Source organism: Flavobacteriales bacterium (assembly GCA_025210805.1).
Lineage (GTDB): Bacteria > Bacteroidota > Bacteroidia > Flavobacteriales > CAJXXR01 > JAOAQX01.
Map to the genome: position 1 here is coordinate 1 of JAOAQX010000004.1, position 25842 is coordinate 25842.

The 25842-nt window shown below is 32.8% G+C and carries 21 protein-coding genes; 8 read left to right on the top strand and 13 right to left on the bottom strand.

All coding sequences use genetic code 11. The annotated features are described in order from the left end of the window. Window positions 1–340: 340 nt before the first annotated feature. From N4A45_01520 to N4A45_01550, 7 genes are all read right to left on the bottom strand, one after another. A complete protein-coding gene (locus N4A45_01520; GenBank protein MCT4663895.1) occupies window positions 341–1864 on the bottom strand; it encodes an oligosaccharide flippase family protein in 1524 nt (507 codons plus the stop codon). Between the two features lie 2 nt (window positions 1865–1866). Continuing rightward, window positions 1867–3135 carry an aspartate kinase gene (locus N4A45_01525; protein ID MCT4663896.1) on the bottom strand — a complete coding sequence of 423 codons (1269 nt, stop codon included), beginning with the start codon at window positions 3133–3135 and terminating at the stop codon, window positions 1867–1869. Continuing rightward, window positions 3101–4354 carry a 4-hydroxythreonine-4-phosphate dehydrogenase PdxA gene (gene pdxA / locus N4A45_01530; GenBank protein ID MCT4663897.1) on the bottom strand — a complete coding sequence of 418 codons (1254 nt, stop codon included), beginning with the start codon at window positions 4352–4354 and terminating at the stop codon, window positions 3101–3103. The genes N4A45_01525 and pdxA overlap by 35 nt, the downstream gene beginning before the upstream one ends. Window positions 4355–4698: 344 nt before the next feature. After that, window positions 4699–5676 carry a hypothetical protein gene (locus tag N4A45_01535; protein MCT4663898.1) on the bottom strand — a complete coding sequence of 326 codons (978 nt, stop codon included), beginning with the start codon at window positions 5674–5676 and terminating at the stop codon, window positions 4699–4701. 2 nt (window positions 5677–5678) lie between these two features. Then, window positions 5679–6338, bottom strand: a complete 660-nt coding sequence (locus N4A45_01540; GenBank protein ID MCT4663899.1) for an ATP-binding protein — start codon at window positions 6336–6338, stop codon at window positions 5679–5681. 6 nt (window positions 6339–6344) lie between these two features. Continuing rightward, window positions 6345–7484 carry a hypothetical protein gene (locus N4A45_01545; GenBank protein ID MCT4663900.1) on the bottom strand — a complete coding sequence of 380 codons (1140 nt, stop codon included), beginning with the start codon at window positions 7482–7484 and terminating at the stop codon, window positions 6345–6347. A gap of 660 nt (window positions 7485–8144) precedes the next feature. After that, window positions 8145–9245 (bottom strand): OprO/OprP family phosphate-selective porin, encoded by a 1101-nt coding sequence (locus tag N4A45_01550; GenBank protein MCT4663901.1) that lies wholly within the window; start codon window positions 9243–9245, stop codon window positions 8145–8147. A gap of 122 nt (window positions 9246–9367) precedes the next feature. Here N4A45_01550 and N4A45_01555 point away from each other — a divergent pair, with 122 nt between their 5' ends. Further along, window positions 9368–9721, top strand: a complete 354-nt coding sequence (locus N4A45_01555) for a rhodanese-like domain-containing protein (GenBank protein MCT4663902.1) — start codon at window positions 9368–9370, stop codon at window positions 9719–9721. Between the two features lie 168 nt (window positions 9722–9889). On the opposite strand, the gene N4A45_01560 is transcribed toward N4A45_01555, so the two are convergent. Further along, window positions 9890–11641, bottom strand: coding sequence for an Omp28-related outer membrane protein (locus N4A45_01560; protein MCT4663903.1), 1752 nt, complete (start codon window positions 11639–11641; stop codon window positions 9890–9892). 190 nt (window positions 11642–11831) lie between these two features. Beyond that, a complete protein-coding gene (hemN, locus tag N4A45_01565; protein MCT4663904.1) occupies window positions 11832–13190 on the bottom strand; it encodes an oxygen-independent coproporphyrinogen III oxidase in 1359 nt (452 codons plus the stop codon). Window positions 13191–13741: 551 nt separating this feature from the next. Here hemN and N4A45_01570 point away from each other — a divergent pair. The 6 genes from N4A45_01570 to N4A45_01595 all read left to right on the top strand — a co-directional run bounded on the left by N4A45_01570 (window position 13742) and on the right by N4A45_01595 (window position 20979). Then, window positions 13742–15481 carry a Na+:solute symporter gene (locus N4A45_01570; protein MCT4663905.1) on the top strand — a complete coding sequence of 580 codons (1740 nt, stop codon included), beginning with the start codon at window positions 13742–13744 and terminating at the stop codon, window positions 15479–15481. Continuing rightward, on the top strand, window positions 15482–16240 hold the full coding sequence (locus tag N4A45_01575) for a sulfite exporter TauE/SafE family protein (GenBank protein ID MCT4663906.1): 759 nt from the start codon (window positions 15482–15484) through the stop codon (window positions 16238–16240). Between the two features lie 275 nt (window positions 16241–16515). Next, a complete protein-coding gene (locus tag N4A45_01580; protein MCT4663907.1) occupies window positions 16516–17547 on the top strand; it encodes a quinone-dependent dihydroorotate dehydrogenase in 1032 nt (343 codons plus the stop codon). 151 nt (window positions 17548–17698) lie between these two features. Next, a complete protein-coding gene (locus N4A45_01585; GenBank protein ID MCT4663908.1) occupies window positions 17699–18580 on the top strand; it encodes a substrate-binding domain-containing protein in 882 nt (293 codons plus the stop codon). Between the two features lie 121 nt (window positions 18581–18701). Further along, the gene (locus tag N4A45_01590; protein ID MCT4663909.1) at window positions 18702–20423 is read left to right on the top strand and encodes a LysM peptidoglycan-binding domain-containing protein; all 1722 of its coding nucleotides are present in this window, start codon (window positions 18702–18704) and stop codon (window positions 20421–20423) included. Window positions 20424–20574: 151 nt separating this feature from the next. Beyond that, entirely contained in the window at window positions 20575–20979 is a 405-nt protein-coding gene (locus N4A45_01595) for an exosortase/archaeosortase family protein (GenBank protein MCT4663910.1), read from the top strand. A gap of 379 nt (window positions 20980–21358) precedes the next feature. On the opposite strand, the gene dinB is transcribed toward N4A45_01595, so the two are convergent. Next, window positions 21359–22564 carry a DNA polymerase IV gene (gene dinB / locus N4A45_01600; protein MCT4663911.1) on the bottom strand — a complete coding sequence of 402 codons (1206 nt, stop codon included), beginning with the start codon at window positions 22562–22564 and terminating at the stop codon, window positions 21359–21361. Window positions 22565–22742: 178 nt separating this feature from the next. Here dinB and N4A45_01605 point away from each other — a divergent pair, with 178 nt between their 5' ends. After that, window positions 22743–23495 (top strand): helix-turn-helix domain-containing protein, encoded by a 753-nt coding sequence (locus N4A45_01605; protein MCT4663912.1) that lies wholly within the window; start codon window positions 22743–22745, stop codon window positions 23493–23495. Between the two features lie 101 nt (window positions 23496–23596). Here the strand turns inward: N4A45_01605 and N4A45_01610 are convergent, their stop codons facing one another. The 3 genes from N4A45_01610 to N4A45_01620 all read right to left on the bottom strand — a co-directional run bounded on the left by N4A45_01610 (window position 23597) and on the right by N4A45_01620 (window position 25827). Further along, window positions 23597–24322 (bottom strand): hypothetical protein, encoded by a 726-nt coding sequence (locus tag N4A45_01610; GenBank protein MCT4663913.1) that lies wholly within the window; start codon window positions 24320–24322, stop codon window positions 23597–23599. Between the two features lie 11 nt (window positions 24323–24333). Next, entirely contained in the window at window positions 24334–25074 is a 741-nt protein-coding gene (locus tag N4A45_01615; GenBank protein ID MCT4663914.1) for a hypothetical protein, read from the bottom strand. Window positions 25075–25203: 129 nt separating this feature from the next. Then, the gene (locus tag N4A45_01620; protein ID MCT4663915.1) at window positions 25204–25827 is read right to left on the bottom strand and encodes a carbonic anhydrase family protein; all 624 of its coding nucleotides are present in this window, start codon (window positions 25825–25827) and stop codon (window positions 25204–25206) included. Window positions 25828–25842: the final 15 nt, after the last annotated feature.

Genomic DNA, 25842 nt, shown 5'->3' on the forward strand with positions numbered 1-25842 from the left:
CACTTCCCGATGGGTCGGGACAGGCTGAACAGATTGAGATATAAAAATTGTATCGAGTTTGTCAGTTCGAGTAGTTTTTGATGGAATGCAGTGGAATCAAAAATTGTATCGAGAATGCGTATGGTTGTCAAAGTTCTCGATACAATTTCTTTTCCGTTGCTCTCCAAAGAAATCACTCGAACTGACAAAAGTGATACAATTTCTTTTCCGCTGCTCTCCAAAGAAATCACTTGAACTGACAGAGATATAAAAATTGTATTGAGTATGTCAGTTCGAGTGGTTTTTGATGAAATGCAATGGAATCAAAAATTGTATCGAGAACACCCACTCATAAGTATCTCTAAGTTTTGTATATCAGTTTTCTAAGCTTTTCAATTGCCATTTTAAGAAGACTATTGAATTCCTCAGATACATTGAGTTTCCATACTGCAAATACAAATATTGAAATACAAACTAAAGTTTCAAGGATGCTCCAAAAAGTCAATTGCCAAAAATGATCAAGGGGAATATTGGGAAATAATTCTCGGATGAATAAGGTAAGTCCGAAAATGAGAATAAGGTAGAAGTTTTTGATTGAAAATGCATGAATTCTAAAAAGACTGTACAGTAGAATAGTCATAAAAAGATTCATCAGAAAAACAGTTAGAAGTGTGGCGTAAGCTGCCCCCATAATTCCGAATTGGTAGACCGTAATAAAGTAATGATTGGAATAAATCCCGATGAATATCAGAACAAAAAGTGCTAAAAGCCCATATCGGTAATATTTTGAGGCATATACGATCTCATAATTAACCCCCATAAACATATCCAACACCGTTGTTGCTCCGATAATTATAGCCACATTTTTCCCTGCAATATAGATGTCTTTATTAGGAATTAGCTCATAGATTAAATCTAAATTGATTAATAAAAGCAAGAAAAAAAGCAAAGCAACAAGTCCTTGATTAATACTTGATTGCTTATAAATAGTTTGTATCTTTTTTAGATCATTTTTTTCAAAATGCGAACTGATGATCGGAGTAGCAATGGAAGACAAAGCTCTTTTGGGCATTTCAATAGCTTTCCCCATAAAAAGAGGAATAGAGTAGAGGGCTACGTAAGCAAATTCCAGCTGATTACCAATCATAATATTATCTAACATTTTGGTAATTTGACCATTAAGACCTGTTAGAAGCATGAATCCTCCATACATCCAAATTGTTTTGTGTTCCGTTTTGGTGAGTTTTTCCTTTTGTGGAAATGGTCGGAAATGAAATTTTTTCCATAAGTAGCTTATTACAAAAAATGTAGCTGCTAAATAGGAAAATACAATCAAAAATACGAAGTGATCAAAGGCAATATAGCAACAAGATAGAACCATAAGCAAGATAAGCCGAACAGACTTTTCCCAAAAATCCTCAAAGAAAGTCGTAATGGCAATTTTCTTTTGTATAGCTGCATAAGAGTTGTAATAAGATCGAATAACCATTAGGCCTCCATAAAGTAGAATGGGTACGTAAAACTTATCTAGCAGTTGAATATCGTCTGCTTTTTTGTAAAAATTAATAACAAAATCTTTTCCTAAATAAGCTAAAGTACCCACCAGTAAAATGGCAAGGAGCATATACTGAAACAGCTTATTGGAAAAAACAGAAAATCTATTATTATCAGAAAAACCTTGATGAAACTTGACAAATATTTGCGAAATCCCAATTCCTGCAATTGCAGAAAAAAGTGTAGCAATGGTGATAAAGGTTTCCATAAAACCAAATTCCTGAGGAGTAAGTGCTTTGGGGAGCAAAAATAATCTATTGACAACGCCAAAAATGGCTGCCAAATAGAAAATTCCAGAGGATTTTAGAGATTCGGAAATTACTTTATTCATGATTACTTTTTTAGGAGAATTTGTGCCGTTTTTTTGTTTCTTTCTTCAAGAATAACACTTCCTTTTTTATAGATCTTTTCTAAATCTTTGTTTTGGTAATTCCTTACGGTGTAAAGCACGACTTCTTGGTTATATTTAAAATGAAAATCATCATTTAACAGATCAAATAATTGTGGAATTTTTATTTCATCAAAAGGAACTACAAAAGAACAAGAAGTAGCGGCATTCTGAAATAAAACAACGCTTATTTTTAGTTTGTTGAAATACTCAAAAAGAACAGATAACTGTTTCTCAACAATAAAGCTAAGGTCTGGTGAAGAAATAGTTAATAAAAACAATTTCTCTTTAACGATTATCGCAGGTACTTTTGGTGAAAGTTCAGTTTTATTGGAAATCAAAGTTCCTTTTTTTTGGGTATCCAAAAAAGACTTCACATATAAATTGATTCCATTTTTTTTAAGTGGCTGAATCGTCTTAGGATGTACAACGCTTGCTCCATAATAAGCAAGTTCTATGGCTTCTCTAAATGAAATATGCTCATATTTTACCGCATGTTCATTTTTATTTGGATCTGAGTTATAAAAACCATCTACATCTTTCCAAATAGTTAGAGAATTTGCTGATAAGCAAGAGGCAAAAATAGCTGCTGAATAATCGGATCCTTCTCTACCCAAAGTGGTGGTGAAGCCTTTTTCATCACTAGCGATAAAGCCTTGGCTGATATAAACTACTCCATTTTCTGGGCAGATATTTTGGATATTCTCTTGAGTTTTTTCCCAGTTCACTTGTGCTTTTTGAAAATTGCTATCAGTTTTTATCAAATTTTTTACATTGACCAATAGACAATTGATTTGAAATTTTTCAAATAAAGTCTGGGTGAGAATATGAGAACTCATCATCTCTCCAAAACTCACCAATTGATCATACACAAAAGGGTAGGTTTGCTCTTTTAAGGGCTCTAAAAGTTGAATAAAACTCTCAAAATAAACGGTTAAATCAAGTTGAATCTCCAACTGATTTATCATGCCAATATGAAAATTTTTAAAGGTTTCCCAATGGGTTTTTTCTAAGGTTTTTGTTTTGTAAAAATGACGAATAATATGTTCTAATTGATTAGTCATTTTGCCCATTGCCGAAACAATCAAAAAAAGTGGCTGATTTGGGTTTTGATGATCTTTGATGATCTTTCCCACATTCATTACTGCCTCAGGAGACTGTAATGAAGCACCTCCAAATTTATATACCTTCGTTTGGTTTTGGGTCTTCGGCATTATTCTGTTCTTTGGTCTGTTTTTTCTCTACGGGTTTTGATTTTTCTTGTGTAGCTGAATTTTGTCTAGGTTTTTGCTCTTTATTCTTCGGATTTCTTTTGTCAGAATTTCTTCTGTCAGAATTTCTTTTGTTTTGATGATTGTTTCTTTGATTTAGAAGGGTTTTCTTGATTTCCTTTTCATCAATTTTATCAACCTCCAGCTGTTCCTCTGTTAAGCGTGTATGGAAAATATCCACAGCAGTATAAAGGGCTTTTCTAAAAGAATCTTCGGCAGCCATTCTTTTTCCTGCAATATCATAACCTGTTCCATGATCTGGCGAGGTTCTCACGATCGAAAGTCCTGCCGTATAATTTACTCCGTTATTAAAAGAAAGTGTTTTAAAAGGAATTAGACCTTGATCATGGTACATGGCAAGAACTCCGTCATAATTTTTGTATTCTGATGATCCAAAAAAGCCATCGGCAGCAAAAGGTCCGTAAGCTAATATATTATGCTCGTCCTGAATTTTCTCTATCGTAGGAATTAAAAAATCTTTCTCTTCTGTTCCAATAACTCCTTGATCCCCAGCGTGAGGGTTGATGGATAAAAGAGCAATTTTTGGTCTGCGAACTCTAAAGTCTTTTCTTAATGATTGCTCAAAAAGTTTGGTTTTTTTAATCACTAACTCTTCCGTTACTACAGTTGCCACCTCTTTTAAAGGAATATGACCAGTTACTTGGGCAATTTTGAGATGATCATTTACCATAATCATTAGTGAATCATCTGCCTCAAAGCGGTCTTTTAGGTATTCTGTATGTCCAGGAAAAGCAAAATCATCACTTTGTATATTATCCTTGTTGATAGGAGCCGTTAGCATGGCATCAATCTGTCCATTTTTCAAGGCATTTACACAAGCTTCTAGCGCTTCTAATGCAATTGTACCAGCTTCTTTTGTACTCTTTCCCGTTTGTACCGAAACCTGTTCTGCCTCAATTGGGTAAATGTAAATGTTTCTATTGCTAATATTAGAAAAATCAGTAGTTTCCTTAAAATGAAAATTACTGATTTTTAAATTTTTACGATAAAAACCAATTACATGTAATGGGGCGAAAATTACGGGTGTTACTTCATCTAGAAGTCTATTATCTTTAAGTGTTTTTAGGATTACCTCGGGACCTACTCCGTTAATATCTCCGATGGTGATTCCTAATTTTACACGTCTTTTTTCTGTTTTCATAAATTTTGATTCAGCATTCCTAGTTTTATGAATAAAAGGAGCGTATTTTTATAAGAGAATGGTTTTCAATAAAACACTCTCATTTTTTAAACAAGAATTTGTAAAAAGTATTGTTGCTTTAATAGATGTAAATCAAGTGTTTTCGTTCTTTATGATACGCACTTTTCCTATTACATTCATAGAAAAATCACATAGATCAAACGATCTTCTTTATTCAAATTCTGGTTATTTAGAATATCGTTCGAAGTTAGGAAAAAAACTTGTAATACTCCCCAAAAATAAACCAGTTCCTAGTTGGTAGAAATGCGTAAACTAAATATTCAAATATCCGCTAAATCAATTTGTCACTTTATTATCCCTAATTCCTTAAGTAGATCATTTTTCATTTTACTTAATGGTCTTCTATCAAATTTGGCTTCTTGATAGTGAACTCCAAAAGCTAATCTATAAATATCATCTCTATCTAAAGATTTACCTAAAATTTCTTTTTCGAGAGTATCTAAATATTTTTCAGAATAAGCATCTTTAATTTTTATTAAATCGACTATTTCATCTTCATGAGTTTCATAAATCTCTTGTAACTTAAATGCCTCAATTGATTTTTTTGAAAATTCACTTTCCTTATTGGTTTTTATCTTGAACTTAAATTTGTCATAGTCTTTGTGGTCGAAACTAAAAGAGTATTTGAAATTTTCATCTGGGTTTATATAATAAGGATGAAAGTGAGTTGATAACTCAAAATTAATTTCTCCTTTTACACTACAGTTACAAACTGTACAACTAGGAATTAAATTGTAAAAAGATAATGCTAAAATAGGATATTGACCTTTTGGAAACCAGTGGTCAAATGTTGGTCTTGTTATTTTTTCTCCCTTTTTAGAAATAACTGTTTTAGTGTACATTCTATTACAATAAACACAAGTAGGGATATCTAAATTTTCAGCTAAATTGTATGCATTATAGAATCTATAAGTACTTGACGTATGATAATTAATAAAGCTATTATAATTCAGAAGTTTTTTTATAGCCGCTATTTCCTTTTTTTTAGTGAATCTTAATTTTATGTCATCTAATTCTTCTGGAGTGCCGATTAACACTTTCTCAAAATTTTCTTCATTGTTTAAAAATCTAAAAACCACGGCTGGAATCCCATGTTCTTTATTAATGTTATTAACCTTTTTAATAGTATTCATTTTTGATAAAGGTGGGGTATCATCAAAACTTGTCCCATTTAATTTTTTCATAATGATAAATCTTAAAAATTTGTAATGATTTTCTTTAGCTGAAACTATGGAAGGATTGTGTAAATCAATATGAATCATAATTATTTTTTTTTATTCTTTAAAAACTCAATTTCATCATCGATGACTTTGTTATAAAAATCATCTTTGGAAATTAACTCAGATATCATTTCGGCTAACTTCAATCGTATTATTTTATCATCTATTATCTCAATTGTTTTTTGATATTTTTCAAGTTCCGTTTTAAACTTTTCAGATTCCTTTTTGGAATCAGATATTTTCTCATTGTCATTTATCCAGTCAATCACCTCCTTAATCTTAGATTTTGCAAAATCTCCGATTAAACCATCATCAATAAAAAAACTATCAGACAGCAAATCATGAATATTTGCTCCAAAAGATTTCATATGAACTTTATCTTCCTCAGAAAGTATTTTAGTTAAACCACTATCTTTGTCTTTTCTTAGATAGATAATATTTTGTTTTGGTATGTCAGAAAGAGTTAATGGGTCATGTGTTGTAAAAATGATTTGCAATTTTTTTTCTTCGAAAATCTTCGGAAGTCCTCTATTTATTAAAGAAACAAATTTCTTTTTCCATTGGGGATGAAATCCTAAATCAGCCTCATCTAATAGAATTACATAATGATCAAAGTGACTATATTCACTTCCCATTCCTTCTGATTCAATTTTTAAATCAATTTTCCTTTTCAAATCTAAGAAACTAGCAAATAGTTCATACATAGCTCTTTATCCCGTACTTAATTTTCTTGATGGATGAAAACTCAGTAAAGGACTATTTGAATATTTCAGATTTGTTTTAAAACTCATTAGATAATCTTGATAAAGTTTGATAACATTTTGAGTTTCTGAGAATGATATTTTAATTTCTGTTGTAAGTTTCTGAATTTCAAAACTATCATTAATTAAGTTAATGATATAATCAATAAACGGTTCAATTTTATCAAATTCAAACAACGAACCACTGGCATTTTTTGTAGTGGCATTTTTTAGGAAATGTTTTATTTGTTCTAATGCATTTTGCCCCTTAACACCATCATTACTATACTCACCTTCGACAAGTATAGAGTTTCCATTATACTCTAGAATTTGATTTATTTTCTCTAAAAATGAAATTAGAAAATTGTACCTTAGACGTATTTTATATATAGATATACGGTAATCAAATTTTTCTTTAGAATTATTGTCTAAAGAATTAATCATAGCGTCTCTTTCTTCTAACAACAATTTACTAATAGATTCAAATAATTGTCTGAATTCATATGGTGTGTTATTATGTACTTCGTCATGTCCTTTAAATTCTAAAATTATTGAGTCAAAAATTGGCAACTCTAAATCTTTTAAAAAATCATTTTCTGTTAATCTTATTATACGTTCAATTGCAAAGGAATTATGAAGTTCATTAGCAACTTCAAAACTTACATCACGATTAGAAATATCTTCCTTTATTTGGCAGTATTTTGAAAGATTAAACCTATTATATTGACAGTATTCATTTTTGTCTAACGAGTAATGTGGGGAGTAATAGATAAATATACTTTGAGGTTGTCCATCAGTGTTTTTTTTAGTGTATTGCAATAAACTTTGATCCTTAAGTATGGCTTCTAGGAGCGTAGTTTTTCCTGTGCCATTTCCTCCAACAATTGCTGTGACGGAAATGAGATTATCACTCCAGAATTCATGTAGATACGGAATATCTTCTTCAGTGCCAAAGTATTGAGTGTATTTATGATTACTTGATTGTGAAACTACTTTGTAAGGATAATCTATTTTTTTCTTTATACCAAAGTTAATGACAAACTGCTCATGGTTTTCACCGAATATGTGTTTTAAATAGTTATCTGAAATAAATATTCCTGTTATTGGCATATTTTTAAGTTGTTTTATTAATTTATTTAGCTGTTCTTCAATTAAATTGATTTGCGATAGCTTAAACGAATAGACGTAATGTACGATTTATAAGTAAGATAAAACGATATTTTGTTCATTTTTTACGTTTGTTTAGAAGTGCGATGTAAAGGTGATTCTATGCTATACGCACGAATTCCCTAAATAATTTCTACCCCAAGCTTCGACGCTGTCGCTATGATCCCGAAAGGTCGGGACGGGCTTTTCATTTCTTTTGCTTGCCCAAAAGAAACGAAAAGAGCAATGATCGATTATCATTGTGATTCGAAAAGGGCACCTTTTGGAAGGTATTTTTTGATTAAAAATCAAAAACCATATTTGATTTTCTAAATTTCCTCCAAGGCTTATTCACCTATTGTTTATAGATTTTGGTGTTCATCTGTTTGGCTACCCGCCTCGGGTCGGAAATTCTTAACGAAAATCAAACATTATACTGACTAAAAAGACATACTCCATTTCTGAATTACTTGAGAAAAACATACGGATAAGTATTATGAATTATATTTTTAACTATTGATATTTAATTGTATATATTGTTTTTTTAATCGTAATTACTTTCATTCAAAGAACGTTTTGAAAGCTAGGTGTTCTCAACACTAAAACAATGCAAATACCAATCAATTAAAAGCGTATTTGTGTTCTTAGCCCTAATAAATGCCCAATAGATTTTCCGTTTTGAGTAAGGTGAATATAATTGAAGGCAAGTCTTGTTTGAGTATCAATATGCCAATTAAGTGCTAGAGTATGATTGAGTTCTGATAAATTAGTAAGTGTATTTTTTATATAATTTGAACGAATTCCAATTTCCCAAGCACCTCTTTTTGAGCTAGGTGTTGTTTTTCCTAAAGGCGAAAGCGTATGGGCATAGCTTTTTTTGTCAGGAGTTAAAAAATAGGATGCTTGGAGATAAACCATATTTAACTGGTCATCGTTTTGCTGTTTTTTTACTGCAATATGTGTGAATTCTGATTGAAAGCTCCACCTTTTATAGATTCCTAATAATCCAATATTAAAAGTATTTACATGATTTACATCAATGCTTTTAGATGACCTAAAGTGTTTGTTCATAAAAAACTGCTCAACCCCACCTGTGTATTCCCAAGTGTTTTCGGGCATTTTTCTGTGATTCAGAGCAATATCGGCATGCCAGAGTGCATGCTGTGTACGGTGAAACACAGAGGAAAGCCTAGCAGTTACATGATAATCTTGATCTAAATTATTGACATATCCTTTTGGATCATCTTTAGAAAAAGAAAAGGCATAATTGAGTTTTTCATGTTTTATTAACTCGTCATAAATCATTATTCCAATGGTCCATTTTGGAGAGAGTCTGTCATTAAAAGATCGCTCTATAAAGGTCATATTGAGTGCATTGTTTAATACATCTAATCGGTAAGGATTTACGATTGATCCAATTTTTATTTTACCAAAGAAAGGAATCTTGGTATTTTCTATATAAACATTTCTATAAATTACTTTTGATTTAATAAATCCAAACTGAACTACATAGTTCCAATGAGAATGAAGTTTGCCAGAAGCTTTTAGTCTCACTTGCCTAAACCCTAAATTGCTTTGTGAAGCAACCTTGCTGGTATCAGTACTATATAACCATGCTCCATCTACAATAATTCTTCCACCAAATTTTGCGGTGGGTTGAAAGTTTTGAGCCCAAGAAAAATGCGATACCAATAGGATGATCGCAAAAATCAGTTTTTTATTCATATTCTTATTTGTGGTTTGTCTTTACGGCAAACTTAGAAATTGAGAATTAGGGTGCTCGTGCTTTTTGTCACTATTGATTTTTAATCACTTGAATATTTTTGCACTAAGAAAACCATAAAAAGATGAAAAAATTGGGAATATTAGCCACTTTTCTTTCCATGATTTCTGGCGGAATGGCACAAACCGCTGAAAATGTAGAAAACATAGGGAAGTCTCAACTCGAAACCGTTTTAGACACAAAGAATATTGTAGTCCTTGATATCAGAACACCGCAAGAATTTCATGCTGGGCATCTGCCCAAAGCAAAAAATATCAACTATTTTGATAGAGATTTTGCCCAGAAAATTCAAAAACTGGATAAAAATGTTCCTTATCTTTTGTATTGTAGATCGGGTAATAGATCTGGAAGTGCTTTAAGGTATTTTAAAGAATTTAAAAAAATCTATCATCTTAATAGAGGATATGGTGCTTTGTAAGAAACGTGAGTTTGATGTAGGAAATTGATCCCGACTTTTCGGTATCAAAGTGATAGCTTCGAAGTGTAGCTTGCGTCTTACGTAGAGATTACGTTAAGAACTAATAAAAAAAAAGGCAATTTTCATCTAGAAAATTGCCTTTTTTTATTGAGTATCGAGGATGTGATATTATTGAATAATCACTCGCTTAGATGTTTTTAAAGTTTCGTTCATCACTTCCAATGTATAGATACCATTGGCAAGATTTTCTTTATTGATAGAAATTAATCCATTATCAGTATGATGATTTCCTTGATAAACGATACGTCCAATATTATCCATCATTCTAATAGAAACAGTTTCAGAAATACTATTTTGTAGTTTGATATTAATCAGCCCATTTGAAGGATTTGGAAAAACGTCAAACGCTAGAGTATTTGTTTCTTCAAGACCTATACTATTTGTGTTGATATTAAAGAAGATATCTTTACTAGCTCCAAAATTTCCATTTTCTTCAATAAGGATATTTCCAGCTCCATCAATAAGCTTAATATATCCGGGGTTAAAGTCTCTATCACCGAGAATACCACCGCTTAATCCGTTACCTTTTTCATCTTCTATAATGAAGCGGTAACAAAGATCTTTGTCTAGTTTGTAGTTTTCTCTAATAAGTTCAGTAGAATTTGAAGTATATCCGTTTCCAGAAGCGTGAATATCACCATATTGGTCAATAAGTTTCCAAGATATATGGTGTCCAAACCCGTCTAATTTTAATTCAATTGTATGGAAAGAGTGAATATCCAATAAAGGCTCTTCAAACTCCAATGTATAAGAATCATCTGCCAATTTCTCATCGAGTCCTTGGTCATTTACATCTATAATTTTTACTTCAAGTTTATTGTTGGCTTGCGTAGTGTAAGCAAATGTAGGCATAGGAATATCTACAGTACCGAAGGTAGCTAAATTCCCTGTCCAAGTATATTCTTGAACTTGACTATTTGCTTTAGCTTGAAATTTCACTTTTGTGAGTGGGCTATTACCCATGTTTTCCAAAGTAATTACGGTGCTAATTTTTTCGTCACAAATAGCTGAACGTTTATCTTTAGCAACGGCATTTCTTGCATAGTGAACAAATGGTTCAGGGTTAGCTGTAACTACATTTTCAACATTACTAGATCCAGAACTTACAAAAGCAACTATTTGAAGATCTTCAGGAATTACTTGCGTTTTTCCAATTAAATCTGGAATATCCCAAGTATATGTTTTTGTAATAAGGTCTCCAACGGTAGGATTTCCTAATGATTCACCGAACACTCCGTTTGTAATATAGCCTTTAAAGATATGCTTGTGATTATAATCATCACCTTTTCCTGCTTGTTTTCCAATAACATCATTTTGAACAACTGCTATGGATAATTTCTGATCATTTGCTGGAGTACCAGTGTAATAAAGCTCTACATCAACTAAGAATTTTTTGTATTCTACATCATAACGAATCTTTGCACCTATATTTACATAGGCAAATTGAGTAAGTAAAGTATCTACAGCTTTCACCCAACTAGATTTTCCTATCATGTAATCACCCGCATCTTCTGCATAATCTGGAAATAAATTTCTACTAATATTCGCAGAGGGAGTTCCATAAGATGAAGTCGTTTTGCTAAAGCCAACAATTGCGTTATTTTCGTCTTCCATATTGAAATCATCATCAGGACCGTCAGCTTTTCCATAAAAGTAATAAGCAGAAACCCTGTCGGCTCCTTTTGCTTGAATAATACTTTCTATTTCGGCAGATCCTCCAGGACATGCTCCACATGTAATGGAAGTAAATTTCTCAATAAGTACATTTTTCTTCTGTACTGTGGTTGAGACTAGGGTTTGAGCGTTTGATGCACTGATTCCCAGTGATAAAACAGTAAAAGATAATAAAAGATTCTTCATAAGTGAAAAGTTTAAAATAGGTAAAGATGCACTAAAGTAATGATAATCTTTTATTTAAGAAAGCTTTGGGTAAAAAAAACACTTTGGTATTTCTTAATATAAGTTAAAAAATATCAAAGTGCTGTTTTAATTTTTCGTCAATTTATTTAGAATTCACATCTCTTTTTTGTGAATTTTTGGATTTAATTCTCTAAATAGTTTGAGAGAATATTTTGACTTCAGGGTTCATTTTATGTAGGTATTCATCCATAGTCATTGCTACATTTCTGATAAAGGGTGAACCTTTTTGTGTAATGGTGATTTTGTTCTTTTCAAAACATACTAAACCGTCTTTTTCCATTTCTTCGAGGTCAGTTTCCACTTGCTTCCAATCAATAAGATGTCCATCTGTTTTTTCGGTTTCTAGAAAACACATGAGGTTTAGAATATGTTTTCTGATGGCTAAATCATTTTCTGTAAGTAAATGTCCTTTTACCACTGGAATTTTTCCTTCATCTATTAATTGGTAATATTTGTCAATTTTCTTTTCATTTTGAGCAAATGCTGTCCAAGAATCAGAAATTGAGGAAACTCCAAGACCAATCATTACATCCGTTTTGGAATCTGAATATCCCATAAAATTTCGATGCATTTTACCATTTACCACAGCTTTATAGAGTTCATCATGAGGGAGGGAGAAATGATCAATTCCAATTTCTAAATAACCAGCGGCTAATAATTGCTCTTTTGCGTACTCATAAAGTGCTCTTTTTTCGTTGTCTCTTGGAATATCTTCTTCTTTAAATCCTCTTTGCCCATTTCCTTTTATCCAGGGAACGTGTGCATAGGAGTAGAGAGCAATTCTATCAGGTCTTAGATTTAAAGTGTTTTCAATAGTCAATATTATAGAAGACATTTTTTGAAAGGGTAGTCCATAAACAAGATCATGACAAATAGATTTAAAGCCTAATTTTCTAGATTCTTCTGTAACCCTCACCACATTTTCTAGAGGTTGTATTCTATTGATGGCTTTTTGGACGATAGGATCATAATCTTGAATTCCAAAACTTATTCTGGAGAATCCAAAATCGGCTAACACTTGAAGATGTTCTAAGGTTGTATTGTTTGGGTGTCCTTCTAAACTCCATTTTGCATTTGTAGGAACAGTGGCAGTTTCGATGATTTTACTCACCAGTTTTTTAAGATTTTTGGGAGCAAAAAAAGTAGGGGTTCCACCACCAAAATGAAATTCCTGAATCACAGGTTTTTCTGGTAAGAAATCCAAATACATTTGCCACTCTTTAAGAAGGTATTTAATGTATTTATCTTCAACACTATGATTTTTTGTAATTCTTTTATGACATCCACAAAAAGTACAAAGACTTTCACAAAAAGGCATGTGAATGTATAAACTAATTCCTTCATCAGAATTGGTAAGTTCAAAAGTCTTTTTTAAGCGATCTTTCCATCCTTCTCTACTAAAATGATCCATATCCCAAAAGGGAACAGTAGGGTAGCTGGTATATCTAGGACCTTGTACATTGTACTTTTTGATTAAATCTTCCGCCATATTGTTTCTTGTTGTTGCTACAAATTTATGGTGTTTTATGGAGATAGCATTAAATAAGTGTAAGCTACTTTAAGTAATTTAACTCTTTATTCGCTTCCTTAGCTTTTTTTGATCCGCTTAGAAAGGGGATTGTAAAGGAATTCTCGATACAATTTTTGATTCCATTGCATTTCATCAAAAACCACTCGAATTGACAAAAGTGATACAATTTTTATATATCTGTCAGTTCGAGTGATTTCTTTGGAGAGCAACGGAAAAGAGTTCTCGATACAATTTTTGATTCCATTGCATTTCATCAAAAACCACTCGAACTGACAAAAGTGATACAATTTTTATATATCTGTCAGTTCAGCCTGTCCCGACCCATCGGGAAGTGATTTCTTTGGAGAGCAACGGAAAAGAAATTGTATCGAGAACACCATCTAATAGAAAAAAGTCTTTAAGAAGCTAGTTTGAAAAGGGATATGGTGTTTTTGTTTTGGGTGAGACAAATAGAAGGCTTACAATAGAAACAAATTTGACTATATTTACGAGTTCTAATAAGAAACAAAATGGATTTACACTTGATTGATTGGGCAATTATTATTGCGTTATTATTATTAAGCCTTTTGATTGGTTTTGCATTTAAAAAACGTGCTTCAAAGGGATTTGAAAGTTTTATCCTTGGGGGGCGTAAATTCCCTTGGTTTTTGGCGGGAATTTCTATGGTGGCAACTACTTTTGCAGCCGATACTCCATTGGTTGTTGTAGAATTAGTTGCTCAAAATGGAATTTCAGGAAACTGGATTTGGTGGGCAGGACTTATTGGAGGAATGTTTACTACTTTTTTCTTTGCCTCGCTTTGGAGACGTTCGGGTGTACTTACAGAAGTAGAACTTATCGAGTTAAGGTATGGAGGTAGAAATGCTTCTATTTTACGAGGAGTAAAAGCTGTTTATCTGGGATTAATAATGAATGTGGCAGTTATTGCATGGGTCAATAATGCGATGGTTACCATTCTGCAAGTATTTTTTGAGGTAGATACCACGCAAATTTGGTGGATTTTAATGGCGTTAATGCTGTTTGCTTCATTTTATTCTTCTTTAGGAGGATTATGGGGAATTGCTGTAACAGATGCTGTTCAGTTTGTATTTGCCATGGTTGCCTCGGTGGTTTTAGCCTATTTTGTATTAGATACCGAGCAAGTGGGAGGTTTATCTGGTTTAGTAAATCAATTGCCAAGTCAGCATCTTTCATTTTTTCCAAAGGTGAGTTCAGTCTCCGATGTAGGATTTAGTATTTCTCTGGGAGCCTTTATTGCCTTTGTAGGTGTGCAGTGGTGGAGTTCTTGGTATCCAGGAGCCGAACCAGGTGGTGGAGGATACGTTGCCCAAAGAATGATGAGTACTAAAACCGAAAAAGATTCTGTTTTGGCTACTTTATTGTTTCAAGTGGCACATTATGCTCTAAGACCTTGGCCTTGGATTCTTGTAGCTCTATCAGGTTTTGTGCTCTATCCAGAACTGATGGAAACAGCTCCAAAAAAAGTATATGTTTTGGCAATGAAAAATTATCTACCAGTAGGTTTTAAAGGATTGCTTTTAGCTTCTTTCTTAGCCGCTTATTTAAGCACCATTTCTACACAGTTGAATTGGGGAGCTAGTTTTTTATCCAATGATTTTTATAAACGATTCATTCGTCCAGCAGCTTCTTCAAAAGATCTTGTAAAAAATGCTCGTATTATGACCGTGCTTTTGGCAGTTTTAGGAGGCATTATTAGTATGTATATCACGACCATTAGTGATGTTTGGGTATTTGTTTTAGAGTGCGGTGCAGGACTTGGTTTTATTTTAATTCTTAGATGGTACTGGTGGAGAATATCTGCAACTACAGAAATTATTGCCACAGTAGCACCATTTTTATTCTATTCGATTTCAAGATTTTGGCTAGAGCCAATGAACACCACTTTTTTTGTAGATCAAAAAGGAACATTTTTCATCACTGTTCTCGGAACTGTTTTAGTCTCCCTTATTTCTATTTTGTTTACAAAGCCAGAGAAAAGAGGAGTTTTAGAAAATTTTTATCATAAAGTACAACCCAGTGGATTTTGGGGAGAAATAGGAGGGAATTCTTTTCAAGGATTAGGATTTAATGTTTTAGCTTGGATTTCAGGAGTGTTATTTGTGTATTCTAGTCTGTTTTCTGTAGGATATTTTCTTTTTAATGATATGGATGCCTTTAAAGTTAGTATCGCAATACTCATTGGTTCTTTGATAATCTTTAGCTTTGCTTTCAAAAGAATCAAATTATAAATGGAAATAGAAATCATCTTATTACTCTTAGTGGCAGGTTTGCTTTCTGGAGTAGTAAATACCTTAGCAGGAAGCGGATCTGTATTTACATTAAGTGCCTTGCTTTTTATAGATATGCCCGTGCATATTGCCAATGGAACAAACAGATTAGGAGCTATTGCTACCTCAATTACGTCTTTACTAACATTTAGGAAACACGATAAGCTACCACAAGTAAAACAAGATGCCAAATGGTATATTTTCCCCACTGTGCTAGGGTCTATAATAGGAGCTGTGATTTCCAAGTTTGTTGAAGCAAAGACTTTTGAAAATATTATATTGGTTCTTATGGTTTTTATGTTCTTTCTAGTGGTTTTAAAACCTAAAAGATGGTTACAAGAAACTCAAGAAAAATTGGAAAGAAAAACCCTTTTGAATTTCTTCGTTCTTTTAGCCATATCCATTTATGCCGGTTTTATCCAGATGGGAATGGGCGTTTTGTATCTGTCAGCATTTGTTCTTTTGTTTAAATATTCTGTAGTAGAAGGAAATATGCTTAAAATCCTTCTTACACTTTTTATGGTTGTTCCTGCTTTTTTCGTATTTCTATATTATGATATGGTACTATGGAAAGAAGGACTTATTTTAGCTGGAGGACAGGCAGTGGGGGCGTTTTTTGCAACCAAATTCTTATTGGAAAATAAAAAAGCTGCTGTAATTGTTCGATATCTATTGATGATCATGATTCTTTTAGCTATTGGAAAACTATTGATGTTTTAGAATATCAGAATCATAAAAGCAAAGTATCGGAAAGTAATGCCCTTAATGGTGTTAATTTACATGCTGAATAAGCCTCCTTTGAATAGTTTGTCCCGATTTTCGCTAGGAGAAGTGGGATGTTTTACAACGAAATATCTCAAAAAAGAAACTAAAACCTATGGATAAATTTATACCGTAAATGGTATAAAAGAGAATACTTCTCTGTTTAATTTATTAAAACATTTGGTGAAAAGAAGCGGAATAAATAATTTCGCCATAACTAAAATCCTATTCTTATGTATCAGTCCTTGGTTAAGCCATTTTTATTTAAAAAAGATGCCGAAGAAGCCCATCATCAAATATGTAATTTGATGAAAAATGGTCTTAAAGTTCCTTTTGTAAAACCTATTCTTAGAGCACAATATCAGTTTGATCATCCAAAATTGGAAAGAGAAGTTTTTGGAATAAAATTTCCAAACCCTGTTGGTATGGCTGCTGGTTTTGATAAAGATGCTAAGATGATTACAGAACTAGATTGTTTAGGATTTGGATTTGTAGAAATAGGAACCTTAACCCCCAAGCCACAAGAAGGAAATCCTAAACCTCGTTTGTTTAGACTTCCAAAAGACAAGGGATTGATCAACCGAATGGGCTTTAATAATGGTGGAGTGGATGATGCTATAGATCGTTTAAAGAAAAAAGGAAACGTAATTGTGGGAGGAAATATTGGGAAAAATAAAGTGACACCCAATGAAAATGCCATTGACGATTACCTTTATAGCTTTGATAAACTTTATGATCATGTAGATTATTTTGTGGTGAATGTAAGCTCGCCAAATACACCAAATCTGAGAGATCTTCAAGATAAAGAACCCCTCACAAAGCTATTAGTAACCTTGCAAGAAAGAAGGAAAAACTATGAGGTTCGCAAACCTATTTTACTAAAAATAGCTCCCGACCTAACAAATGGTCAGTTAGATGATATTGTTCAAATTGTATCAGAAATAAAACTAGACGGATTAATAGCGACTAATACCACGATATCTAGAGAAGGATTAGTAAGTACCGAAAAGGAAATAAGCGAAATAGGAATGGGAGGTTTGAGTGGTGCACCATTAAGAGCTCGTAGTACCGAAGTCATACGTTATTTAGCCGATAGACTTCAAGGGCAAGTGCCCATTATTGGTGTAGGGGGAATTCATACTCCCGAAGATGCTTTGGAAAAATTACAAGCTGGAGCAAGCTTGATACAAGTGTATAGCGGATTTATCTACGAAGGACCAAAATTCATCAAAAAAATAAATCAATATTTGGCAGAGAAGCTTTAAGCTGTCTTAAAAAATTGCTATATATGAGATACAACCACCAACTATTTTCTTTGGTTAAGAATAATTGGTGGTTTTTTTGATTTTTAGAAATCATGACAATCATCAATATTATAAAATAAAGAAATTACTAATTTTGACAAACTTTATCTCTATGAATCCAAAAATCCGAATTGGAGGAGTGCCAGAGCACTTCAATTTACCTTGGCATTTGGCAGAAGAAGAAAACTTGTTTGATATCCGTGATTTGGATCTCGATTGGAAAGACTTTCCAGGAGGAACAGGAGCAATGACCAAAGCTTTGAGAAATAATGAAATAGATGTAGCAATATTGCTTACAGAAGGAATTGTTAAAGATATTATTCACGGAAACCCATCTACAATTGTGGGGATTTATATTCAAAGTCCTTTGCAGTGGGGAATTCACGTAGGTGCAAAATCGTCTTTTTATGAACTTAATGACCTAGAAGGTAGGAGTGCAGCGATTAGTCGTTTTGGATCAGGATCTCACCTTATGGCTTATGTAAATGCGGATAATCAAGGATGGAATATCGATCAATTAAAATTCGAAAAAGTAGGAAACCTAGAAGGAGGTCATCAAGCCTTGGTAGAAGGAACAGCAGATTATTTTCTATGGGAAAAATATACCACAAAACCTTTTGTAGATCAGGGCAATTTTAGAAGAATAGGCGTGTGTCCCACACCTTGGCCAAGTTTTGTAATTGCTATAAGAAATGAGTTTTTGGAACAAGAATATGCATTGGTAGAAAAGCTCCTAAAAACAATCTACCAGTCCAATTTTGCCTTTGTGAATAACCCCGACTCTTGTGCGCAAATATCAGAAAGATATCAACTTGATTTTAAGGATATAAAACAATGGTATGCTGAAACAGAATGGGCGATAGACTGTACTGTGAATACCCAAATGCTTGATAAAGTACAGGAGAAATTATTACAGTTAGGACACATTGAGGAAACCGTTGTTTCTAAGGGACTCATTTGGGAAAAGTCTTTAGCTGACTCTAGATTTTTATAGAGTGAACACTTTGAATAAGGAAACTAATCCTAAAATGAATCCCAAAAAAGTTAAAAAACGATTACTTTTGCCTATATTAGTGCCTACACACATATAAGAATTTAAAAACGACACCTAGGATATGAATCGAATTTTTGGATTATTATTCTTTTTTATTACAGCAATATTTTGTTTTGAATCAAATGCACAGTTGATTCATAAAGTGAAGATTGGTGATACATTCTATTCACTTTCAAAGAAATATGATATTCCCATTGAGAGCTTAATAAAAGCGAACCCTCATGCAGAGTATGGACTCCGAAATGGAATGAGTATTTCTGTTCCCTCAAAAGAAGAAGCCGAAAAACTGGTAGATAAGTCTAAGAAAGAAACAAAATCAGAATTTGCTTATATAGAGCATAAAATTCGTCCTTTCGAGACTTTTTATTCTCTAAAAAATAAATACAATCTTGATCGAGAAGATATCTTAAAGTTGAATCCTGAACTTGCTACAAGTTTTAGAGCTGGGAAAATTATTAAAATCCCTGTGATAGAAGGAAAAACAAAGATAAAGAAAACAGCTTATGTCATAAAAAAGGATCATGCTTTGAATGCAGACAAAATCATTACTCAAGAAAAAGCGTATGATGGGAGAGTAGAAGCAGAAGAAAGAATGATTCTTAAAGACCAAAAAATGGCAGAAATAGCTGCCGAGGATGGAAAGAAAAGAGGGCGAAAAGATGAAGTGGAGAAATATGCTGGAGATTTGCATCTTTCTTATGTACTACCGCTCTATTTAGACGATAATGACCAAAGAATGTTGAGGTCTAAAAAGATTAATGAAAAATCTGAATACGGAATCCATTATATTCACGCTGCAAAACTAGCCCTTAAAGAATGGGAGAAATCGGGTATGAATATCGGTTATTCTATCTATGATTCAAAAAACAGCAAGGCGGAAGTTATTAAGATAGCCAATAAAGCCTCTGTTAAAAAATCGGATATCGTTATTGGTCCTTTTTATACAGAAAACGTGATTGCGATGAGTCAAGTATTGCCAAACCAAGCAACTATTTTGGCACCTCTTTCAGGAAGTAGAAAATTAACAAAGGAGCACAAAAATGTTTTTCAGGCTGTGCCTTCTGAGTTAGACATGATGCGTTTCCAAAGCGAATATATTGAACGCAAATATGCCGATTTACCCGTTGTTTTAATTAAGCAAGAAACAGAATCATCTAAGATTATTACCAATTTTGTTAAAGGCGGATTAAACAACGAAGAAAACGAAGGTATCTATTATAAAGAACTCAGTTTTGCAGACGAAAAAATGTTCTATGCTTCTAAAAATACTTTTGAAGCTGGGCAAAAATATGTGGTAATCATTGCCTCAAAAGATCGTGCATTTGTATCAAGTGCTTTATCTGGTTTAAACAAAATGAGAAACACAAACCTGATCACTTTTGTTCACCCAGTGATTTCAAAGATGAATTTAATCGATAGAGAATATCTTACAAATTTAAATGTGCACTATCCATCACTTGGAGAAGTAAATTACGACGATGAAAAAGTGATGTCATTTGTAGAAAAATTTAGAGCCGAATACGGTTATGAACCAAATGCACGTTTTGCATTTTTAGGTTATGATATTACTAATTTTGCCTTGACACAACTTTCAAAAGATGGGAATATCAAATCAGATTCTTATTTGGATTCATATAAAGGACTGAAGTATTCATACCTTTTTAAAGATAAAGACGGATTAGATTTGCTACGCAAACATGGTTATATCAATAAGTCTATAAAGATTTACCAGTTTGAGGAATTTAAAGAACGCATAGTTTATCCATTTAATTTAAAGAACTAAGTAGATGCTTTCATTGTACCGAAAATTTAAAAACACAAATCCGTATATTTTTTACGGATTTGTGTTTTTTTTGACCTTTTGGTTGGTATATGCCACATTTCATACGCTTAATAATTTTTTTCCCGAATTGCTCAAGCTTTATTTAGATTTTATGGGAGCATCTACCCAATGGGTGCTTTGGTATCTAGTTGCATTAAAAATTGAAGCTCATCAGATATTTAGCGGATCGGGAATTTGGTATAAAAATAACCTGATTGTGGTAATTAATGAATCTTGTAGTGGAATCAATCTCTACATTATTTTTACCACTTTAGTTTTCGCTTTTATTAAAGGGTGGGGAAGAAAGCTACTCGTAAGTGTTATTGGAATCATTTACTTACTTCTCTTAAATGATTTCCGTGCTATTATCTCCGTTTGGGTAAAAATAAAATCTCCTACTTATTATTATTTTACCCACGAAGTGTTGTTTTTATATTTATTGTATGGATTTTTAGTATATTACTGGTATATAAATTTTAAAAAACACGGAATAAAGCTCAAGACCAATAATGAATAGATGGAAGTATATCGTACTATTTTCAATGATTGTTTTTATCCAAATGTATGTACTAAACTTTTTTTTGGATGAATATAAGGTCATGGCGCGTATGTTCCAAAATTTATGTCAAGCAATTCTCTTATTTATTTTAATGACTTTTTTTGAGAAAAAGATGAGCAAATTTGTATGGACTTCCAGCTTACTTTTTTTCCTTTTGTTAATGTTTTTTTCCCTTTTCCGATGGCTGATTAATCATTATGATTTTTATGCCGATTGGGTTTTAACAGTTACCAAATTTTATCATTTTACGAGAACACCAGCCGTTTTTGTTCTATTTGTGCCTTTTTTATTATTGAAAAAACAAATGAAATGATTCCATTTTTGGTAGAACTTCACCCTAATGTGTCAAAAGTATAGGAGGATCTCCATTAAAGGGATTAGACATTCTCCCGATAGACCTCGCACCCATTGCTGAAGCTCTTTTAATAGCCTGATGCCCGTAGCGGTTTCGTATTTCATCCATGGCAGTATATAGATCTATTGCTTTTGCAGGATTATCAAAAAGTGAAATTTGATAATTTCCATTAGTAATACCACTAAAGCGGACACCAACCAATCTAATCAATGGGCGTTTATCATACAGTTTTTGAAATAATTCCCACGTTTTTTGAAGAAGAATATGATCAGCGGCAGTGTAAGGAATCTTCATTTGTTTACTGTAAGTGTCAAAATTAGAGTATCTAATTTTTACCGAAACACAAGAACATATTTTACCTCCTTTTCTAAGTTGATAAGCTAAGTTCTCTACCATAGCCGTAATTGTGGCTTTAAGTTTTTCTATATCCGAGGTATCTTTTTCAAAAGTTCGTTCCTTAGAAATCGATTTTCGTTCATGATACTCAATTATAGGATTGTTATCTATTCCATGGGCACGCAACCACATCTTGCTTCCATTTTTTCCAAATATTTGCTTCATAGCCTCCATAGACATTTTCTGTATATCGCTCACTTTGTGCAATCCTATACTGAGACAGCGTTGGAAGGTTTTGTCACCTATCATCGGTATTTTTTTGAGAGATAAAGGTGCCAAGAACGCTTTTTCAAATCCATATTCTATTTGAATTTGATTATCGGGCTTTGCTTCATTAGCCGCTATCTTAGAAACTGTTTTATTCTCTGAAAGTCCAAAAGAGATGGGAAGCCCTGTTTCTGTCGTAATTTTTTTTCTGAGTTCACTAGCATATTTATAAGTGCCAAAAAAGCGATCCATTCCAGAAAGGTCTGCATAAAATTCATCAATACTCGATTTTTCAAGTACAGGAACAGATTCTTTTAGGATCTCGGTAACCATTTTGGAATATTGTGTGTAGATATCAGAATTTCCCTGGATAACAATTGCTTCTGGGCATAAAAGCCTTGCCATTTTCATGGGTATTCCAGAACGGGCACCAAATGTACGAGCTTCATAACTGGCTGCTGAAACCACCCCACGATTTCCTGAACCACCTACTAGAATGGGTTTTCCCACCAAGTCGCTGTCCAAAAGTCTTTCGCAAGAGACAAAAAAAGTATCTAAATCCATGTGTAAAATAGCTCGTTTCATAAAAGCAAAGGTAAAATGAAATATTGGATTATTTCCATCTTTATGGAAATAATCCAATATTGATATTGTTTTGAAATAAAAAGGAATAAACTTGTACAATCAAAAGAAAATTGAAACTCATCAAGATTCAGGATATTTTATAAGGCTGAAAATGGATGAACAATTAAACAAAAGGAGGATGAAAGACTCAACAGCGTATCAAAGGTTTAAAAAAGTGAGAGAGGAGTTAAAAATGACCCAAAATCAGTTTGCAGAAAAGCTGGATTGGTCTGCTTCTATTGCTGATATTGAAAGAGGAAAAACAAGAATATCAGGGAAACTTACAATGCGTTTGTTACAGCAGTTTCATATCAATCCTTTATGGCTTTTTGGCGAAAGCGAAACCCAATATTTGAATCCAGATCCTACAGATGTACTTCCCAAGGCAATAACAATAAATGAGAGTGGAAAGGAAAATATTTTATTAGTAAATTCCAAAGCTTCTGCTGGGTATGGGAATAACCTTGAAGATCCCGAATATTTACATCAGTTACCTGCTTTTGGGATGCCGTTGGCAGATTTTCAACATGCCAGTTTTAGAGGTTTTCAGATACAGGGAGACAGTATGTTTCCTTTGGTAGATTCAGGGGATTGGGTATTGGCGAAAGCCGTAGAATCTGTGGAGGATATTCATAAAGACCGTGTGTATATTATTGTAGAAAAAGAGGGGATAAGACTTAAAAAAGTATATAGAATTCCTGAAAAAGATCGTTTAGAACTCATTTCACTAAATCCTGAATATACGCCTGTAGAAATTCCGCTGTCTCAAGTACAAGAAATATGGGAATACCATAGTAAAATAAGCATTGGAACAGAACATTTAAACCGCCTCACACTAGAAGATGTTTATAAGGAAATACAAGATCTGAAAAAGCAGATGAAATCATATTAAGAGCACTAAAAAAAGGTGATAAAAAATCGAAGACTTTTATCACCTTTTTTGTCATTCAATAGGTATTCACGCTTAGTAGGCAAGTGAATATTGAAATAGTTTTATTTATGTTTTAAGTTATAGGTTCGTATAGCAGATACAGCCTTTTTGTTCTCGCTTTTAGACATAAAATGAGCCACCCAAAATGTAATACCACCTCCAATTATCACAGCAATTTCTGAGGCGGGAAGTTTTTCCTCTCTTTTAATAAGAATAGAAGCTATACCACCAGCAATTGCAGCACCTCCTACGATATATATAATTGTTCTGGTATTTCTACTTTTTTTAATAGGAGCCAATTCTTGAAGCATAATAGGATCATCTTTAAACTCTTTAGAAAGGTTAGAGTAATTCAACTTTTTGGTTCTTTTAAAGCCTGAATTATAATAATACCTAACTGTTGTGGTCCCAAATCCGCCTCCCGTCATCATGCCATTGGCTCCAAAAGTAGGAGCAGAATTATTTACCGTTACTAGTTCAAAAACGTTTATTTTTCCTTTTTCTATTTTTTCAGCAAAGAATCTCGATCCTGTAGGGTTATGAGACCAATGTGTGTTCACAAAAAGCGTATTATCCTTGTTATAAAACCTCACTTGGTTCATCATAAATTTATTTTTAGATGTTTGGATATAATTTTTCTTGAAGGTAGGCGTTTTCAGCTCTAATTTATTTGAGTAAACTAATTTTCCACTAGAAAGGAGAACGAAATTTCTGGTTTGGTCAATTTCTTGTGCGTTTACAAATGAGAAGAAGAAAAAAGCAAGAATAAGAGAGAATAATTTTTTCATAATTAACTATGTTATTGTTTATTTTTTAGGTTAAAAACTCGAATGGATTTAAGCATTTTTTCTTCTTCTTTTTTGAGGAGGAAATTTGCTACGATTAATGAACCGAAACCTGAGCCTAGATAAGTGAGTGCTTCACTAAAGTCTCCAAGTCCTTTAATTTCGTCATTTTCAGATTTTCTTACCCGATCAACACCTTTGTAGATCCCGAATAGGCAGAGCGCATATCCTACATAATCAAAAGTGCGAGAGGTAATACGAGACCTTTTCACTGAGTTGAAATATTTCATACTCTCCTCATACCCTTGTAGGTCGATTTTTAGGTTTTTGTATTTCAATTTTTTAATCTTTCCAAAGCCTGAATTATAATAATAGTTTATGTTTTTGCTCACAGTTTCTGTTTGGTGGCGGCTATGCATATTATATTTTGTTTTTGTAATAACCGTTTCTTGGAAGATATTGAGCCTTCCTGATTCAATTTGGGGAAAATAATCATGCTTGCTTCCTGGTTTTTCTGCCCAAGAAGCATTGACAAATACTTGTCCATGCTCTCTAAAGAATTTTATATTTTTGTTGAGATATTCAATCCCATCTCCCAATACATATCCTTTAAAAATAGATCTATTTAGCACTATTTTACTCGGATAAATTATTTTGTCGCTTCTCAGTAAAATAAAATTTTGAGAAGTATTAATGCTTTGTGAAAAACTTAGTAATGGGAGTATTCCCAAGAAGATAATTAGTATATTTTTCATTAGATAATTTTGCCTCAAATATAAAAGAAAGATTTTTTTTAGACAAAAGAATCTGTTCAAAAAGACAGTTATAAAAAAAGCTACCCCAAAAAATGAGGTAGCTAAAAAAAAAATAAGATCTAGAAGAAATTATACTAATTCTACTTTTCCTGTTTCAATATCATAAACAGCAGAGACAATTTCAATTTCTTTATTGGTAACCATTTCATTAAGAATTGGGCTTTTTTCAAGAATTCTTTCAGCAGTTAAATGACTATTTTTGGCAATCACATCTTTTACATAAGATTTGTTAGATGAATTTCTGTCACCATCAGTAGAAGTACCTTCTATAGCAGGTTTTACTTTACTTAATAAAGCAGTGATATTTCCAAGTTCTACACCATCGCAAGCAGCTTTTACGGCTCCACAATGACTGTGTCCAAGTACCATGATTAGTTTACTACCAGCTACTTTACAGGCGTATTCCATACTGGCAATTACGTCAGTGCTTTCTACATTTCCAGCTACTCTAGCTACAAAAACATCTCCGATACTTTGGTCAAAAACTACTTCTGTAGGAACACGAGAATCTATACAAGAAAGTACAATTGCTTGAGGCCATTGACCACCTGCTGTTTGTTCTCTTTGGGCAGAGAAATCTACACTAGTGGTATTTCCAGAAACATATCTTTTGTTTCCTTCCATCAAGTCTGTTAATATTTTTTGTGAATCTAATCCGTTTTGGATATCTTGGTTAATGATATTTGTTCTCATAATTATTTTGCTTGT